General features: G+C 61.3%; 16 protein-coding genes and 1 pseudogene. 9 read left to right on the forward strand and 8 right to left on the reverse strand.

Translation table 11 applies throughout. From position 1 onward, the window contains the following. Window positions 1-14: 14 nt before the first annotated feature. The 6 genes and pseudogenes from rnr to RHIBUN_RS0113650 form a co-directional block, all read right to left on the reverse strand. Window positions 15-2,387: a ribonuclease R gene (rnr, locus tag RHIBUN_RS0113625; RefSeq protein ID WP_025659971.1), complete on the reverse strand. Its 2,373-nt coding sequence runs from the start codon at window positions 2,385-2,387 to the stop codon at window positions 15-17. After that, window positions 2,384-5,035 (reverse strand): type I DNA topoisomerase, encoded by a 2,652-nt coding sequence (gene topA, locus RHIBUN_RS33420; protein WP_037215870.1) that lies wholly within the window; start codon window positions 5,033-5,035, stop codon window positions 2,384-2,386. The genes rnr and topA overlap by 4 nt, the downstream gene beginning before the upstream one ends. Before the next feature lie 353 nt (window positions 5,036-5,388). Beyond that, window positions 5,389-5,808, reverse strand: a pseudogene (locus tag RHIBUN_RS33425) (DNA-processing protein DprA); the annotation flags it as partial. Between the two features lies 1 nt (window position 5,809). Further along, the gene (plsY, locus tag RHIBUN_RS0113640) at window positions 5,810-6,430 is read right to left on the reverse strand and encodes a glycerol-3-phosphate 1-O-acyltransferase PlsY (protein ID WP_025659972.1); all 621 of its coding nucleotides are present in this window, start codon (window positions 6,428-6,430) and stop codon (window positions 5,810-5,812) included. Between the two features lie 20 nt (window positions 6,431-6,450). Next, a complete protein-coding gene (locus RHIBUN_RS0113645; protein ID WP_018857022.1) occupies window positions 6,451-7,740 on the reverse strand; it encodes a dihydroorotase in 1,290 nt (429 codons plus the stop codon). Then, entirely contained in the window at window positions 7,737-8,693 is a 957-nt protein-coding gene (locus tag RHIBUN_RS0113650; protein WP_018857021.1) for an aspartate carbamoyltransferase catalytic subunit, read from the reverse strand. The genes RHIBUN_RS0113645 and RHIBUN_RS0113650 overlap by 4 nt, the downstream gene beginning before the upstream one ends. Window positions 8,694-8,874: 181 nt before the next feature. Here RHIBUN_RS0113650 and RHIBUN_RS0113655 point away from each other — a divergent pair, with 181 nt between their 5' ends. The 5 genes from RHIBUN_RS0113655 (at window position 8,875) to RHIBUN_RS0113675 (ending at window position 12,579) form a co-directional block, all read left to right on the forward strand. Then, window positions 8,875-10,524, forward strand: coding sequence for an acyl-CoA dehydrogenase family protein (locus tag RHIBUN_RS0113655; protein ID WP_025659973.1), 1,650 nt, complete (start codon window positions 8,875-8,877; stop codon window positions 10,522-10,524). A gap of 47 nt (window positions 10,525-10,571) precedes the next feature. Then, entirely contained in the window at window positions 10,572-11,141 is a 570-nt protein-coding gene (locus RHIBUN_RS33430; RefSeq protein WP_245271665.1) for a GNAT family N-acetyltransferase, read from the forward strand. A gap of 150 nt (window positions 11,142-11,291) precedes the next feature. Beyond that, on the forward strand, window positions 11,292-11,954 hold the full coding sequence (locus RHIBUN_RS0113665) for a TetR/AcrR family transcriptional regulator (protein ID WP_025659974.1): 663 nt from the start codon (window positions 11,292-11,294) through the stop codon (window positions 11,952-11,954). A gap of 122 nt (window positions 11,955-12,076) precedes the next feature. Continuing rightward, on the forward strand, window positions 12,077-12,250 hold the full coding sequence (locus RHIBUN_RS36825; protein ID WP_025659975.1) for a hypothetical protein: 174 nt from the start codon (window positions 12,077-12,079) through the stop codon (window positions 12,248-12,250). Then, window positions 12,247-12,579 (forward strand): DUF6105 family protein, encoded by a 333-nt coding sequence (locus RHIBUN_RS0113675; protein ID WP_018857016.1) that lies wholly within the window; start codon window positions 12,247-12,249, stop codon window positions 12,577-12,579. The genes RHIBUN_RS36825 and RHIBUN_RS0113675 overlap by 4 nt, the downstream gene beginning before the upstream one ends. Here RHIBUN_RS0113675 and ruvX read toward each other — a convergent pair. After that, window positions 12,516-13,010: a Holliday junction resolvase RuvX gene (ruvX, locus tag RHIBUN_RS0113680; protein ID WP_025659976.1), complete on the reverse strand. Its 495-nt coding sequence runs from the start codon at window positions 13,008-13,010 to the stop codon at window positions 12,516-12,518. The genes RHIBUN_RS0113675 and ruvX overlap by 64 nt on opposite strands. Window positions 13,011-13,125: 115 nt before the next feature. Here ruvX and RHIBUN_RS0113685 point away from each other — a divergent pair, with 115 nt between their 5' ends. From RHIBUN_RS0113685 to RHIBUN_RS0113700, 4 genes are all read left to right on the forward strand, one after another. After that, the gene (locus tag RHIBUN_RS0113685) at window positions 13,126-13,830 is read left to right on the forward strand and encodes a metal-dependent hydrolase (protein ID WP_025659977.1); all 705 of its coding nucleotides are present in this window, start codon (window positions 13,126-13,128) and stop codon (window positions 13,828-13,830) included. A 124-nt stretch (window positions 13,831-13,954) separates the two neighbouring features. Continuing rightward, window positions 13,955-14,242 carry an Asp-tRNA(Asn)/Glu-tRNA(Gln) amidotransferase subunit GatC gene (gene gatC, locus RHIBUN_RS0113690; RefSeq protein ID WP_018857013.1) on the forward strand — a complete coding sequence of 96 codons (288 nt, stop codon included), beginning with the start codon at window positions 13,955-13,957 and terminating at the stop codon, window positions 14,240-14,242. Between the two features lie 54 nt (window positions 14,243-14,296). Then, window positions 14,297-15,778: an Asp-tRNA(Asn)/Glu-tRNA(Gln) amidotransferase subunit GatA gene (gene gatA, locus RHIBUN_RS0113695; RefSeq protein WP_018857012.1), complete on the forward strand. Its 1,482-nt coding sequence runs from the start codon at window positions 14,297-14,299 to the stop codon at window positions 15,776-15,778. Between the two features lie 122 nt (window positions 15,779-15,900). Continuing rightward, a complete protein-coding gene (locus tag RHIBUN_RS0113700; RefSeq protein ID WP_018857011.1) occupies window positions 15,901-16,176 on the forward strand; it encodes a hypothetical protein in 276 nt (91 codons plus the stop codon). Between the two features lie 37 nt (window positions 16,177-16,213). Here RHIBUN_RS0113700 and RHIBUN_RS0113705 read toward each other — a convergent pair whose 3' ends face one another. Beyond that, entirely contained in the window at window positions 16,214-16,471 is a 258-nt protein-coding gene (locus tag RHIBUN_RS0113705) for a YjhX family toxin (protein WP_007792755.1), read from the reverse strand. Between the last annotated feature and the right edge of the window lie 76 nt (window positions 16,472-16,547).

Here is a 16,547-nt window from a genome sequence, read left to right on the forward strand (position 1 = left end):
GGCGCCCTACACGCCTATCGCCGCCCTCTTGGCGGCCTAGTCCCGGCCTTCTTGCGTGCCCGGCTTGCGTCCCGCCGGCCCGCCTTGTGGAACGAACGTACAGCTGTGGGCATTTTTCGCCCTTCGCTGATCATCTCGAAGCGTAGCGCACCGGCAAGCGGAATGGCTTCTGCAAGCTTGACCGTGACACTGTCGCCGAGGCGATATCCGAGCCCGGTCTTTTCGCCAGACAGCGCCTGGTGCGCCTCATCATAGATGAAGTAGTCCGTTCCGAGCGTAGATATAGGAACGAAGCCGTCTGCTCCATAGTCCGGGAGAGTGACAAATAGTCCCGATTTCGCCACACCTGATACGCGTCCTTCGAATTCCTCGCCGACGCGGCCTGCAAGATGATGCGCAATCAGGCGATCCACCGTTTCGCGCTCGGCCGCCATCGCGCGGCGCTCGAAGGTTGAGATCTCGGCGGCGATGTCGTCGAGCGCGGCCTCTTCGTCGGGCGTGATCCCGCCTTCACCGAAGCCGAGCGAACCGACCAGCGCCCGATGCACGATCAGGTCCGCATAGCGCCGGATGGGCGAGGTGAAGTGCGCGTATTTCATGAGGTTCAGGCCGAAATGCCCGATATTCTCGGGGCTGTAGATAGCCTGGCTCTGAGAACGCAGCACCATCTCGTTGACCATCGTCTGGTGCGGCGTGTCGTCTGCCTTGGCGAGGATCATGTTGAAATTGTTGGCGCGCATGTTGCCGCCCTTGGCAAGCGATATGCCAAGCGTTGCCAGGAACTCGCGCAGCACTTCCTGCTTGGCGAGCGTCGGCCCGTCATGGATACGGTAGATCAGGACTTGCCGCTTCTTCTCCAGCGTCTCGGCGGCCGAGACGTTGGCCTGGATCATCATTTCCTCGATCAGCTTGTGTGCATCGAGGCGCGGCGGCACGAAGACGCGATCCACGGTGCCGTCAGGCTTCAGCAGGATCTTGCGTTCCGGCATGTCGAGTTCAAGCGGCTGCCGGCGCTCGCGGCCGCGCGTCATGATCCTGTAGGCATTCCACAACGGCTTCAAGATTGGTTCCAGAAGCGGTCCCGTCTTGTCATCCGGCTTGCCATCGATGGCCGCCTGCGCCTGCTGATAGGAGAGCTTTGCAGCGCTCTTCATCATGACACGGTGGAAGGTGTGGCCGATTTTGCGGCCCTCCTTCGAAAACACCATGCGAACGGCAAGCGCCGGCCGGTCCTGACCTTCTCTCAGCGAGCAGAGATCGTTCGAGATGCGCTCCGGCAGCATCGGCACGACCCGGTCGGGGAAGTAGACCGAGTTGCCGCGCTTCAGAGCTTCGCGGTCGAGTGGCGAGCTCGGGCGGACGTAATAGGAGACGTCGGCGATGGCGACCGTAACGATAACGCCGTCCGGATTGTCGGGCGAAGGGTCAGTCTCCGCATAGACGGCGTCGTCATGGTCTTTCGCATCCGCCGGGTCGATGGTGATCAGCGGGACATCTCGCCAATCTTCGCGATGCGACATCGTCGCAGGTTTGGCATCGTCGGCTTCGGCGACCACAGCAGGCGGGAATATATAAGGGATTCCGTGAGCATGGATGGCGATCATCGAGATCGCCTTCTCGGATGCGACCGAACCGACAATCGACAGGACCTTGGCGCGTGCCAGGCCGAAGCGCCCAAGGCGAGCGACCTCGACTTCGACCAGATCGCCGTCCTTGGCCTCGCCCTTGTAGTCAGGGTCGATCACCATTTCCTCGCCGCGTCGGTCGATCGGAAGCAGACGGCCGGCTCCTCCCGGCGCATCCTTGAAGACCCCGAGCAGCGCACCGCGGCGCTTGTCCAAAATCTTGATGATTCGCGCCGTGTAGGCCGGCCCACCACGGTCGGCGGCCGGAAAGATCTTCGCCAGGATGCGATCGCCCATGCCGGCAACCGGCGCCTTGCCCTTGCCGTTGCGCCCGGCAGGCGAGGTCGACTGGCGAATAGCGACAGCAGGTGCAACGCCCTGATCGTCAGGCCACTCCGCCGGGCGGCCGATCAGTTCGCCATCCTTGTCGCGCGTCGTGATGTCGAGCACGGTGACAGGCGGCAGTGCGCCCGGCCGGATCAGCGACTTGCGCGTCTTCTGCAGCATGCCTTCCTGCTCCAGTTCGCGCAGGAGGTGTTTCAGCTCGACCCGGCTGTCGCCTTTCAGCCCAAAGGCCTTCGCGAGTTCGCGCTTCGAGGCCTTCTGCGGATGATCGGCGATGAAGCGCAGGATCACGTCGCGGGAAGGCAGGGCTCCGTGAGCGATGTTCAGCGGTTCGGCTGCGGGTTGTTGGCTGGCGCGTCCAATCTTGCCGGAACGCTTGCCCATGCCCTTCATTCTTTCCCGCGGGATTTTGCTCACTCTTTGCTCTTTTTCGTCTTTGCCGGCGCCTTGGTCTTCGCCGTCTTCGGCTTGGCCGCGGTCTTGGTCGTCTTGGTTTCAGCCGCAGCGGCCTTCGCCTTCGGTTTTGCCTTACTCTTCGAAGCCGGTGCCTTGCCCGCCTTGGCGGCGATCAGCGCCAGCGCTTCCTCGACAGTCAGGGCCTGCGGATCGGTGCCCTTCGGCAGCGTCGCATTGACCTTGCCCCAGTTCACATAGGGGCCGTACTTGCCGTCGCGAACCGTGATTGCGCCGCCGTCGGGATGGTCGCCGAGCTCTTTCAGAGCTGCCGCCGCCGTCCGCCCACCCGGCGCCTTGCTCGCCTTCTCGGCGATCACGGTGACAGCGCGGTTGAGGCCGATCGAGAACACGTCTTCGACGCTTTCAAGGTTGGCGTAGCCTCCATCATGCAGCAGGAACGGCCCATAACGGCCGATGCCGGAAGAAATCATCTTGCCGGTTTCCGGGTGCTTGCCGATGTCGCGTGGCAACGAAATCAGCGCCATCGCCTTTTCGTAATCGATGTCCTCAGGCTTCCAGCCCTTCGGCAGGGAAGAACGCTTGGCTTCCTTGCCTTCGCCACGCTGGATGTAGGGGCCGAAGCGTCCTGAACGCAGGGTCAGTTCTTCGCCAGTCACCGGATCGGAACCGAGATTCTTAGGCTCGTTCAGCGCAACGCCTTCGGCCTCCGAACCGCCTTCTGACGAAAGCTGGCGGGTATAGTTGCATTCGGGATAGTTCGAGCAGCCAACGAAGGCGCCGTATTTTCCAAGCTTCAGCGAAAGATTGCCGGTGCCGCAAACTTGACAGATGCGCGGATCACCGCCGTCTTCTCGTTTCGGGAATACAAGTGGCGCCAGTGCCTCGTTGAGCGAATCGAGGACGTTGGTGACACGAAGTTCCTTCGTATCCTCGATCTGGGAGAAGAAGTCCTTCCAGAAATCGCGCAGGACCTGCTTCCAGTTCAGCTCCCCGGCCGAGATCCGGTCGAGCTTCTCTTCAAGATCTGCCGTAAAATCGTATTCGACGTACTTGGTGAAGAAGCTTTCGAGGAAGGCCGTCACCAGCCGGCCCTTGGCCTGCGGGATCAGTTTGCGCTTGTCGATGGTGACGTATTCGCGGTCACGCAAGGTCGCCAGCGTCGCCGCGTAAGTCGACGGACGCCCGATGCCGAGCTCTTCCATCTTCTTGATCAGCGTTGCCTCGGAGTAGCGCGGTGGCGGCTCAGTGAAGTGCTGAGTCGAATTGATCTTCTGCTTCGCAAGGTTCTCACGAGCGTTGATCTCGGGCAGGCGACCATCCTCGTCACCGTCGTCGCTCTGTTCGCCATCTTCCTTCTGGTCGGTATAGGCGGCGATGAAGCCGTCGAAACGGATCACCGAGCCGACAGCGCGCAGCCCAGCTTTCTCACCTTTGTTGTCGGCGGTGATTTCAGCCGTCGTGCGTTCGATCTCAGCCGATGCCATCTGGCTCGCAATGCCCCGCTTCCAGACGAGGTCGTAAAGCCTCAACTGGTCGGCATCCAGGTACTGCCGCACGCGGTCGGGCGACCGATTGAAATCAGTCGGGCGGATCGCTTCGTGCGCTTCCTGTGCGTTCTTTGCCTTGGTCGAATAGAAGCGCGCCTTCTCGGGCATGTAACGCTGGCCGAATTGGTCGACGATGGCCTTGCGTGCCGCGTCGATGGCTTCGGGCGCCATCTGGACGCCGTCCGTACGCATGTAGGTGATCAGACCAACTGTTTCGCCACCAATATCAACACCCTCGTAGAGCTTCTGGGCGATCTGCATCGTCCGCGACGCCGAAAAGCCAAGTTTCGAGGACGCTGCCTGCTGCAGCGTGGAGGTTGTGAAGGGTGGTCCCGGGTTGCGCTTGACCGGCTTCGCCTCGACCGTGTCGACGACATAGGTCGCGCCTTCCAGAAGTGCCTTGAGCTTGCCGGCTTCTTCGCCGTTTCCGATCGCGCGAGGCTGCAACCGCCTGCCATCAGCCGCAACCAGTTTCGCTTCAAACTCGTCGCCTCGCGGCGTTTTCAGGAGAGCCGAAAGGTTCCAGTACTCTTCAGAGAGGAAGCGTTCGATTTCGGATTCGCGATCGCAGACCAGGCGCAGCGCCACTGACTGTACGCGGCCGGCCGAACGCGCGCCGGGGAGCTTGCGCCAGAGAACCGGCGACAGATTGAAACCGACGAGATAGTCGAGGGCACGGCGAGCGAGATACGCATCAACCAGCGGAACGTCGATGTCACGCGGGTCGGCCATGGCGTCGAGCACGGCCTTCTTCGTGATCGCATTGAAAACGACCCGCTTCACGGTCTTGCCGTTCAGGACGCGCTTCTTGTTCAGCATGTCGAGGACGTGCCAGGAAATCGCTTCACCCTCGCGATCCGGGTCGGTTGCGAGGAATAGGCTGTCGGATGACTTCACAGCGTCGGCGATGTCCTTCAGTCGCTTGGCAGACGCGCCGTCGACCTCCCACAGCATCTCGAAATCCTGGTCGGGAAGGACCGAGCCGTCCTTGGCAGGCAGATCGCGGACATGGCCGAAGGAGGCGAGCACCTTGTATCCGGAGCCCAGATACTTGTTGATCGTCTTTGCCTTGGCGGGCGATTCTACCACTACAACATTCATCATGATTCTCTAAAAAAACGTGCCAAGCCGGTGGATAAGCAGATGGAATCCCTGCCGTGCCAGGATAACCGGCTCTTCGACATGGACAGGGAAATCGTTTCGGTCAAGTGGTCTGACCTCATTTTTGCGTATTACAACGCGATGCAACCAATGCGAGATAGCGAATGCATTGCAATTTAGGATAATTTAGGTATCGTTTTTGGAGTGTGGTTCGGGCTAGCCGAAAGGCGGCGTTTCTCTTTCCTCAGAGATTATCCCATGGCGGCCAAGTTCGCAAAGAAAGATACCGGACGATCCGGCTCGCAAGAGAACATCGCGTTCATCATGCAGATGCTGGCTGAGTTGCGGCGAGTGGCGGCGAACTTGGCGCCGCTGATGGAGGCATTGCGGGAGCCGACGATACCGACGCCAGGCTGCGAAGAGACGGCGAGATTGCCTTTGACGGCAAGCAGCGGCGGCGCACCGTCGACTTGCTTCAACGCCTGTGGGTATTCTGGCTCGCCGATGCCAACAAAGCGGGCGCCGAAGCGGCGCGCGGCCTCCAACTCCTTATGCGCTTCGCTCTCCGTCGCTATCCGGATGGAGCGCGTGGCGCCGCCGCGTGCAGAAAGCTCGGGCAGGGCGGCCAGCGCCGTCTCGGCGGATCCGAAGTGATTGACGAGATCGCGAAAGGTCGCAGGCCCGACATTGTCCGAGCGAATGAGACGCAGCCACGCGATGCGTTGGCGTTCCGTCAGCGCAATTCCCTGCGGCCTTGCGCTGAGAGCGTCCATCCTATCCCTTCGCCCCGATCTTGGTTTCCGTCCCGCTCATCAGGCGGGAGATATTGGCCTTGTGCTTCCAGTAGGAGACAATAGTCATGATGGCCATAACAGCTGCAACCTTCTCGGCGCCCAGTATCCACAATGCAACCGGAATAACAAGCATTGCAACCAGTGCTGAAAGCGATGAGTACCGGGTCGTGAAGGCGACGGCCAGCCAGACCGCGGCGAAGACGAGAACCATGATCGGCGCAACGCCGAGCAGTGTTCCGATATAGGTGGCAACACCCTTGCCACCCTTGAAGCCGATCCAGACCGGGAAGAGGTGACCGATAAAGGCAAAGAAGCCGGCGATCAGCGCCGCCTCGCTGCCCAAAAAATAGCCGACGATCCAGGCTGCTGCAGACGCCTTCAGAGCATCGAGAAGAAGCGTTGCGGCTGCAAGCTTCTTGTTGCCGGTTCTGAGCACATTGGTCGCGCCGATATTGCCGGATCCGATGCTGCGGACGTCACCGAGCCCGGCTGCCTTCGTCAGGATCAGGCCGAAAGGAATGGAGCCGAGCAAGTAGCCGATGGCGGCAGCCACGAGCGCGATCGGCAGCGTGATCTGCCAGGTCATAAGATCCGAGACCATGTTCCCCTCCGGTGGTCTTTTTATATGCTATGCACGCACTGTCCGGCGACATAGGTCGCTACAGCGCGTCCGCTGAAGCGCGCGTCTTCGAACGGCGTATTCTTCGAGCGGGAAAGAAGCATGTCCTTCGAAACAAGCCAAGGGTCATCGAGGTCGATCAGCGTAATATCTGCCTTCGCGCCCGGCTTCAGCGTGCCCGCCTCGAGGCCGAAGATCTGCGCCGGCCGCGTCGACATGGCATCGATGAGGCGCATCAGGCTGACCTGGCCGCTGTGATGCAGGCGGAGTGCCGCAGCAAGCATCGTTTCAAGGCCGATGGCGCCATCAGCCGCTTCGCCGAACGGTAGGCGCTTTGTGTCGACATCCTGCGGATCATGCGAGGAGACGATGATATCGATCGCGCCGCGCGCCAGCGCATCCACCATCGCGACGCGATCATCTTCGGATCGCAGCGGCGGGTAGAGCTTGAAGAAGGTGCGGTACTCGCCGATGTCGTTCTCGTTGAGGGAGAGATTGTTGATCGAGATGCCGCAGGTCACGGTCGCACCGCGGCTCCGGGCAAGCTCAATCGCCTCGACCGATTCCGGCACGGAGATCATCGCGGCGTGGTAGTTGCCGCGCGTCAGCTTGGCGATGCGCAGGTCGCGCTCGAGCGGGATCAGTTCCGCTTCCTTCGGGATGCCGCCGAGACCGAGCCAACTGGCAAACAGTCCCTCATGCATGACACCGGTGGCGCCGAGATATTTGTCGCGGGTCTCGCAGGATATCACCGCGCCGAATTCGCGCGCATAGGTCATCACCCGGCGCAGGACCTGCGTGTCGTGGACACTCGAGCGGCCGTCGGTGAACGCGACTGCGCCCGCTTCCATCAGCAGGCCGATCTCGGTCATTTCCTCGCCGGCAAGATGCTTGGTGATCGCCGCTGCCGGATAGACGTGGACCAGCGCCTTGTCCTTCGCCGTCTTCTTGACGAACTCGACCAGCGCGATGTCGTCGATGACAGGATCGGTATCCGGCATCATGATGATCGAAGTGATGCCGCCGGCTGCCGCCGCACGGCTCGCCGATGCCATTGTCTCGCGATGTTCGGCGCCGGGTTCACCGATATGGACGCGGGCATCCACCAAGCCTGGGGTGGCGACGAGACCGGTGCAATCGCGCACGTCGGCGCCAGCGGGCGCTCCTTGGTTCTGCGCATCCGCGCCGGCTGCCACGATCATGCCATCCTTGACAATGATCGTGCCGACTTCATCGAGATTGCGCGAGGGGTCGATGATACGAACGTTCTTGAGGACGATCGAGTTCTTCATGCGCCGGCTCCTTCGGTACGCGGACCCTGATTTTGCGAGACCAGCAGCGTCTCCATCACTGCCATGCGCACCGCGACCCCCATTTCCACCTGTTCTGCAATCACGCTCTGCGGTCCGTCCGCAACCTCGGAGGAGATCTCGACGCCACGGTTCATCGGGCCGGGATGCATGACGAGGGCATCTTCCTTCGCCGCCTTGAGGGTCTCCGCGTCGAGCCCATAGAAGTGATAGTATTCGCGAACCGACGGCACGAAGGCGCCGGACATGCGCTCGCGTTGCAGGCGCAGCATCATCACCACGTCAGCGTCCTTCAGGCCCTCCTTCATGGAATGGAAGACCTCGACGCCCATGTCGGCGATGCCAGCCGGCAGTAGCGTTGCCGGCGCGACAACTCGCACTCGTGCGCCCATGGCATTCAGCAAAAGGATGTTCGAGCGCGCCACGCGCGAATGCAGGACGTCGCCGCAGATCGCGACGATGATGCGCGACAGCTTGCCTTTGGCGCGGCGGATTGTCAGCGCGTCGAGAAGCGCCTGGGTCGGATGCTCGTGCTGGCCGTCGCCGGCGTTGACCACCGAGCAGGAAACCTTCTGCGCGAGCAAGGCGGCGGCACCAGCGCTCGAATGGCGGATGACAAGCACATCGGGCCGCATCGCGTTCAGCGTCATCGCCGTATCGATCAGCGTCTCGCCCTTCTTCACCGAAGAATTGCCGACGGACATATTCATCACGTCGGCGCCGAGGCGCTTTCCGGCGAGCTCGAAGGAAGATTGGGTGCGCGTCGAAGCTTCGAAGAACAGGTTGATCTGTGTCAGGCCCCGCAGCGTCGAGGTTTTCTTCTCTCTCTGCCGACTGATCTTGACGGCCTCGTCGGCCTTGTCGAGGAGAAAGGTGATATCCTGCTCGGTGAGCCCTTTGATACCGATGAGGTGGCGGTGGGGAAAGAAGACCATGAACCTGCCTCTTTGCTGTCGTCTGCGGGGTCTATAAAGAGTGAGCCGGGCGGCGGCAAGCTTGCGCTGTGGGCAAAGGCCCGTCTCCCCCTGCAATTTTACCCGAATTCAACTATTGCAGAGGTAGGGAAATTATAACTTCCGGTTTCCCTTTGCCTGCCTCTTACACTAGAAGCGATTCATGACGCCTGCCGAAGAGAAACTTGCCGAACTCAACCAGCCGAGCCTTTGGTCCGGCATCAATGCCTACAGGTCCGATCCGCTGATCGTCGATCTGACCGGCACGTTGCCGCGTGGGATCCGCGACGACCTCGACAATATGGGGCGGTACGTGACCTCGCCGGAAGCGCAGGAGCTGGCGCGCATGGCGAATCAGGGCACGCCGCAGCTGCGCACGCACGGTCCGCGCGGCGAGCGGCTCGATGTCGTCGAATTCCACCCGGCGTGGCACGCGCTGATGCGCCGTTCGATGGCATCGGGACTCCACTCGTCGGTCTGGGATCCGCAGGCGGACACCGAGGCGAAGAACCAGGCGCACAAGGTCAGGGCAGCGCGCTTCTACCTGACCGCACAGCTGGAATCCGGTCACCTGTGCCCGCTGACGATGACGAGTGCGTCCGTCGCGGCGCTGTCGGCTTCGCCGGCCGTGCAGAAGGACTGGGCGCCGAAGATCCTGTCGCGCAAATATGATTCCACCAACAAGCCGGCCATGCAGAAGTCCGCCGTGACCATCGGCATGGGCATGACCGAGAAGCAGGGCGGCACTGACGTCCGCGCCAACACGACGACGGCGGAAAAGGTCAGCGAAGGCATTTACCGTCTGTCCGGTCACAAGTGGTTCATGTCGGCGCCGATGAGCGACGCCTTCGTGATGCTGGCGCAGACGAAGGATGGAATGGGATGCTTCCTCGTTCCACGTCTGCTGGAAGATGGCTCGGCAAACGGCCTGCACTTCCAGCGTCTGAAGGACAAGGTCGGCAACCGCTCCAATGCTTCGTCGGAAGTTGAATTCAGCGATACGTTCGGCTTTCTGCTCGGTACGCCGGATGGCGGTATCCGCACTATTCTCGACATGGTGACACTGACGCGGCTCGACTGCGCGCTGGCCTCCTCGGGCATTATGCGCGCCTCGCTGGCTGAAGCCGTGCACCACACCCGTGGGCGCAGCGTCTTCGGCAAGATGCTGGTCAGCCAGCCGATCATGACGCGCGTCTTGGCCGATATGGCGCTCGATGTGGCGGCGGCGACAGCGCTGTCCTTCCGCCTTGCCGATGCGTTCGACAAGGCGCGCGGCAGCGCTGAAGAAGCAGCCTACGCGCGTGTCATGACGCCGGTTGCGAAATACTGGTGCTGCAAGATCGCGCCGCCATTGATCTACGAGGCGATGGAGTGCATCGGCGGCAGCGGCTACATTGAGGAGCGCCCGATCGCTCGTCATTATCGCGAAGCGCCGGTCAATGCGATCTGGGAGGGCTCGGGCAACGTCATGGCGCTCGACGTGCTGCGCATTCTGAACCGCGGCAAGGATCTCTTCGAGACGGTGTTTACCGGGCTCGCGCGCGATCTCGGCCCGGCCGGCAAGAAGACGATTGATGTGCTGCGCGCCGCCATGGCGCTCTGCGAGCGCGACGAGGGCGCTGCGCGCCTCCTGGTCGAGCAGTTGGCGCTCGCCGCCGGCGCCGCCGAGCTTTATCGCCTTGGGGCGGGGCGGATCGCCGATGCCTTCATCGAGACCCGCCTCGCGGGCGGCTGGCGCTCGACCTATGGCATGCTGGATTCACGTTTCGACGCCAGCTACATCGTCGATCTTCTTTATCCGCCGGCAAGCTGATGACAGCGCTGCGTCCCGTCCGCATCGATGATCTCGAGCAGATCTAGCTGATATCGCTGGTGACGGGCGATGCTGGCGGCGATGCGACCAGATTGCATCGCGACGGCAAGCTGATCGGACACATCTATGCTGCGCCTTACGTCTTGCTCAGTCCGGAAACCGCTTTAGTGGCGGAAGATTCTGAGGGCGTGGCCGGGTATATCGTCGGCGTTCACGACACGCGTTCCTTCGAGGAGCGGCTTGAGCGCGAGTGGTGGCCGGCGCTTCGCAAGGTTTACGCCGACCCGCAGGGCGATTCTGCCGGCTGGGACGCGGATCAGAAGCGCATTGCCACAATCCATCACCCGGCGCATGCGCCTGCAGCGCTGGTCGAATCCATTCCGGCCCACATTCACATGAACCTCCTGCCGCGATTGGAGGGACAGGGGATGGGCACCAAGCTGCTCGATCGATGGCTTGCCGATGCGCTGGAGGCAGGCGTGGAGGGTGTCCACCTCGGAGCCAGCGCGAGCAATCATGGTGCGGTACGATTCTGGGGCTCTCGCGGTTTCGCCCGCCTCGCTCCACCGCTGGTGGAGCCTTCCGACCGGACCGTCTGGTTTGGGCAGAAACTCTAGGGGGGACAGCACTTGTGTCGCTGAGCGGTGACACCGGCTCATCTGTTTGCACCCATAGCAACTGTCCACAATCTTTGAGCGGCCTGTCCGTTGCCGGGTCCGAGCGGCGTTGCTACTCACCGCAAAGTGACAATTCGGACCGAATCCCTGATGCTCAATGATCCCATGGTGTTGGCGCCCGTAGTCGGCAGCGTCGTCGTCGAACCCGAAAAGCGTATCCGCGACCGAAGCGCGACGGAGAAAGCGATCCTCAGGGCAGCCAAGTCGCTCCTGGCGGAGGAGGGGTTCCAGAATTTCGGCATCAACGCCGTTGCCCGCCGCGCGGGGTGCGACAAGCAGCTGATCTACCGCTACTATGGCGGCCTCAACGGGCTGGTGGAGGCGATCGGCGCGGATCTTGGTACCTGGGTCAAGGATCGCATTCCCGAAGATACCGGCGGCATGTTCCTCCTGACTTACGGCGATCTGATGGAACGGCTATCGCTGCTGTTCCTCGAGGCCTTGCGAGACGATCCGCTTGTTCGCCGCATCGTCGCCTGGGAAGTTTCCGAAAACACCGAGCAGGTGAGGCGGCTTTCGGAGGCGCGGTCGAAGGCCTTGGCAAACTGGATCGATCGCATGCGCGGATCGCTGACGCCGCCGAAGGGCGTGGACGTCCTGGCCGTCAATGCTATTCTGATCGCAGCTATCCAGCATCTCGTGCTTTCCGCGTCCTCGAGCGATCAATGCGCGGGCCTCGCATTGAAAACGCCGAAGGATTGGGAGAAGGCGGCGACCGCCCTGAAGCGCATCGTTCGCGGAGTCTACGGCTGAGGCGAGTTCGGCCATCCACAGGCGTCCCGTTGCGCGTTAACCTTAACAAATGGTTTACGTTGCGCGCTCGCGGTTAAGAAGTCACGTTGCTGGGCAGTCCAAAATGTTGGGTGTCTGGGACCATGGGAACCAAAATCGCGAGAGCCGCGTTTCTTGTTGCCGCGATGATGTTTTTCGCTGTGCTTGCGCTGGATATTGCCGTACCGGCGCTGGTTCTGGGTTCGATGGCGTTGTCGATATGGGCGGTGTCTTACGAGGGACTATCCATTCGAAAAGAACGAGAGACGACCGCATGAAGTGGTTCCTGATCTTCTGGGCCGGTCCCATTGTCTTCCTGGCGGGATGGTACTGGCTCTCTTACTACGACATGAATTTCGGTATCTTCATGCTCAGCAGGCAAGTCCATGACCTGACCTTCGAGATTTATGGGAAGGTGCTCGGCATTCCTCCGGAAACCATTCCGCCGCTGGTCGCCCGTGCGATCGTCGTCGACAGTCTTGTCGTTTTCGCAATCATTGGGTTCCGCCGGCGTAAGGCGATCACCGCATGGTGGCGTGCCCGTCACGCATCGAAATCGTCCCATGCCGCTCTGCCGAGCAAGGAAAGCCTGTCGAGCGCTCCTTGAAGAATGAAGCTTGCCGCCGCCGAGTCGATGCGCTCGGCACGCTGCCTGCGCGATACGTCCATTTCCAGTAGCGCGCGCTCGGCAGCGACCGTCGACAGACGCTCGTCCCAGTAGACGAAGGGCAAGGCGGTCTTCTGCTCCATGTTGCGCACGAAGGCGCGTGTTGCCTGCACGCGCGGCCCGGCCGATCCGTCCATGTTGACAGGCAGGCCGATGACGAAGGCCGCGACCTTCTCCTTCTCGGCAAATTCCAGCAACGTTGCCGCATCGATCGTGAATTTCTCGCGCTTGATGACAGGGCGCGGCGTCGAAAAGCGCCGGCCGAGATCGGACATCGAAAGCCCGATCGTTTTCGTGCCGAGATCGAGACCCGCGATCGCCTGTCCCGGCTGCAGCGCAGTTGCCAGTTCTTCGATCGTCAGCACCGTCATCGTCGTTTCATCCCGTCAAAAGAATTTGAAGCAGTGCCGCTTTTCTTTGTAGCGGCATCGGATATGTCCATAACGAGCAAAGCAGGCTTTTGCATCCGCAATAAAGGAGAATTTCATGAAGATCACCTGGCTTGGTCACTCTGCTTTCCGCATCGAGATCGGAAGGGCAAAAATCTTGCTGGATCCGTTCCTCACGCACAATCCGTCCTTTGCGGGGCAGGCTGCAAAGGATGTTGCCCGCGGCGTCACGCATATTCTTCTGACGCACGGTCACGGCGACCATGTCGGCGACACGGTTGCGCTTGCCAAGGAAACCGGTGCGGTCGTTCTCGCCAATGCCGATCTCGCCGCCTGGCTAGGTTCGAAGGGCCTGACGAAGATCGAAGCGGGCAACACCGGCGGCACGATCTCGTTCGACGGTTTTTCGGCGACTTTCACCAATGCGCTGCATTCGTCCGCGCAGATCACCGAGGACGGCGTCTCTCATGCGCTCGGCAATGCCAACGGCCTGATGCTGCATTTCGACGAGGAGGCTTCTATTCTTGCCATGGGCGATACCGACATCTTCTCCGACATGGCGCTGATCAACGAACTGCACCAGCCGGATATCGGATTCGTGCCGGTTGGCGACCGATTCACCATGGGCGGCGCGGTTGCCGCTCTCGCCTGCCAGCGTTACTTCAACTTCAAGACCGCCATACCCTGCCACTACGGCACGTTCCCGATCATCGACCAGACGCCCGAGAAGTTCGTCTCCGGCATGGATGGATCGAAGACGGCGGTGAAAACGCCGACGCCGGGCGAAAGCCTTTCTCTCTAGTCGAGGTCCGCTGAACCGCGTCGACTTCGGTCGCGGAATTCTACACAATCCAAAGGCCATGCCCGTTGCACGTGGCGGGCATGGCCTTTATAGCGGGTAGGAAAAATCCTATCCGGAGAATGTCATGTCCGTCGACTTTGCCACCGTTAAGCGCGTAGCGCGCCTTGCCCGTATTGCCGTTTCGGAGGAAGAGGCAAACCGCATGGTTGGCGAGTTGAATGGTATCCTCGGTTTTGTCGAGCAGCTCTCCGAAGTCGATGTCGAAGGCGTCGAGGCAATGACATCGGTCACGCCGATGAAGATGAAGAAGCGCACGGACGAAGTTACCGAAGGCAACAAGGCCGCCGACATCGTCTCGAATGCGCCCGTTACCGATCAGAATTTCTTCCTGGTACCCAAGGTCGTCGAATAAGGCTTTTCGCCGCTTTCCGAACCCGTTGCCATTCCAGATTTGAAGCGAACTACCATGAGCGAACTTACCAGCCTGACCATTGCCGAAGCCCGCACGAAGCTGCGCGCCAAGGAGATCAAAGCGACCGAACTGACCGAGGCCTACATCTCGGCGATCGAGGCCGCCAACGACAAGCTCAACGCCTACGTCAAGGTTACGCCGGAGAAGGCGCTACAGATGGCCGAAGCCTCCGATGGGCGGCTTGCCAGCGGCAAGGGCGGTGCGCTTGAAGGCATCCCGCTCGGTATCAAGGACCTGTTCGCCACCGAAGGTATTCATACGCAGGCCTGCAGCCACATCCTCGACGGTTTCAAGCCGCATTACGAGTCGACCGTCACCCAGAATCTGTGGGACGACGGTGCCGTGATGCTCGGCAAACTCAACATGGACGAGTTCGCGATGGGCTCCTCCAACGAGACCTCCTACTACGGCGCAGTGATCAACCCCTGGCGTTCGGCCGGCTCCAACCAGCAGCTGGTGCCCGGCGGATCCTCCGGCGGCTCGGCAGCAGCCGTTGCAGCTCACCTCTGCGCCGGCGCCACGGCAACCGATACCGGCGGGTCGATCCGCCAGCCCGCAGCCTTCACCGGCACGGTCGGCATCAAGCCGACCTACGGCCGCTGCTCGCGCTGGGGCACGGTGGCCTTCGCGTCGTCGCTCGATCAGGCTGGCCCGATCGCGCGCGATGTGCGCGATGCCGCAATCCTCCTGAAGTCGATGGCCTCAGTCGATCCAAAGGATACGACCTCCGTCGATCTGCCGGTTCCGGACTATGAGGCAGCCCTCGGCCAGTCGCTGAAGGGCATGAAGATCGGCATTCCGAACGAGTACCGGGTCGATGGCATGCCGGAGGAAATCGAGACGCTCTGGCAGCAGGGAATTGCCTGGCTGAAAGACGCCGGCGCCGAGATCGTCAACATCTCGCTGCCGCACACCAAATATGCCCTGCCGGCCTACTACATCGTCGCCCCGGCCGAAGCCTCGTCGAACCTCGCCCGCTATGACGGCGTCCGCTACGGCCTGCGCGTCGATGGCAAGGACATCGTCGATATGTACGAAAAGACGCGCGCAGCGGGCTTCGGCAAGGAAGTCAAGCGCCGCATCATGATCGGTACCTACGTCCTCTCGGCCGGCTACTATGACGCCTATTACATCAAGGCCCAGAAGGTCCGCACGCTGATCAAGCGCGACTTCGAACTGGCGTTCAACGCCGGCGTCGACGCGATCCTGACGCCCGCAACCCCCTCGTCCGCCTTCGGCGTCGCCGATGAGAATCTCGCCTCCGATCCGGTCAAGATGTACCTGAACGACATCTTCACGGTGACGGTGAACATGGCCGGCCTCCCGGGTATCGCCGTTCCTGCTGGTCTGGACCATGGCGGCCTGCCGCTCGGTCTGCAGCTGATCGGCAAGCCGTTCGATGAAGAAACGCTCTTCAAGACGGCGCATGTGATCGAACAGGCCGCAGGCAAGTTCACGCCCGCCAAGTGGTGGTAACGAGTCGTATCGGTATCAGCCGCCCAAGAGGCGGCCGCTTCGTTGTCGGGTGAGTCCGCTACCTCAGGCGGAGTCGCTGATTTCGCGTTTGTCCATCGCTGGTGACACCCAGGAGGAGGCTCATGTCGGCGTCAGATATCACGCTGATGATCGAAGCATTCGACCGCCTATCGGCGGCAGGTTTCACCGTGGGTCCTGAATGGCAAGCCGTGCATGAAGTCTGCCAGGCGCATGAGGGCGAGGCACCTTTCGACTGGGGGCATGCCATTTGCCACCGCATCGAGGGCGACGACTGGAATGCCGATTATTGGTATCGCCGCGCAGGCAAACGACGCGGAAGCGGTACGGTTGCCGAAGAATGGTCGGTGATGAAGGCGGCGCTTTCCAAACACCTTTAAAGGAAGCCGCGCGCCATGCGACGCGCGGCTTGGACAGCTATCTGTTGTCCTGTTCTGCTCTTACGAGAACCAATCCTCGTTCGGTGATCCTGTAAGGCTTGCCGCCCGACGATTTGATGGCCCGCTTCTGCTTCAGTTTCCGAAACAGCTCGAGGCCGAAGCCGGGATAGACCCAGCCGTCGCGAGTGAAGCATTTTACGGCCTCGATTTTCCGGTTGTCGTCGCGTTCGATTTCAATGCGGCCACCTTGGGCCAATAGGTGCAGGATGCGCTGCTCCGTGCGTGAAATATCCATGGAATGTTGATCCGGTCTTGCGCCATGAAGGCGCGCAAAAACGATCTGGCGCCCGAAGAGGCGTCAGGGCTTCGCT

Origin of the sequence: Rhizobium sp. IBUN (assembly GCF_000510625.1) — a bacterium.
GTDB lineage: Bacteria > Pseudomonadota > Alphaproteobacteria > Rhizobiales > Rhizobiaceae > Rhizobium > Rhizobium altiplani.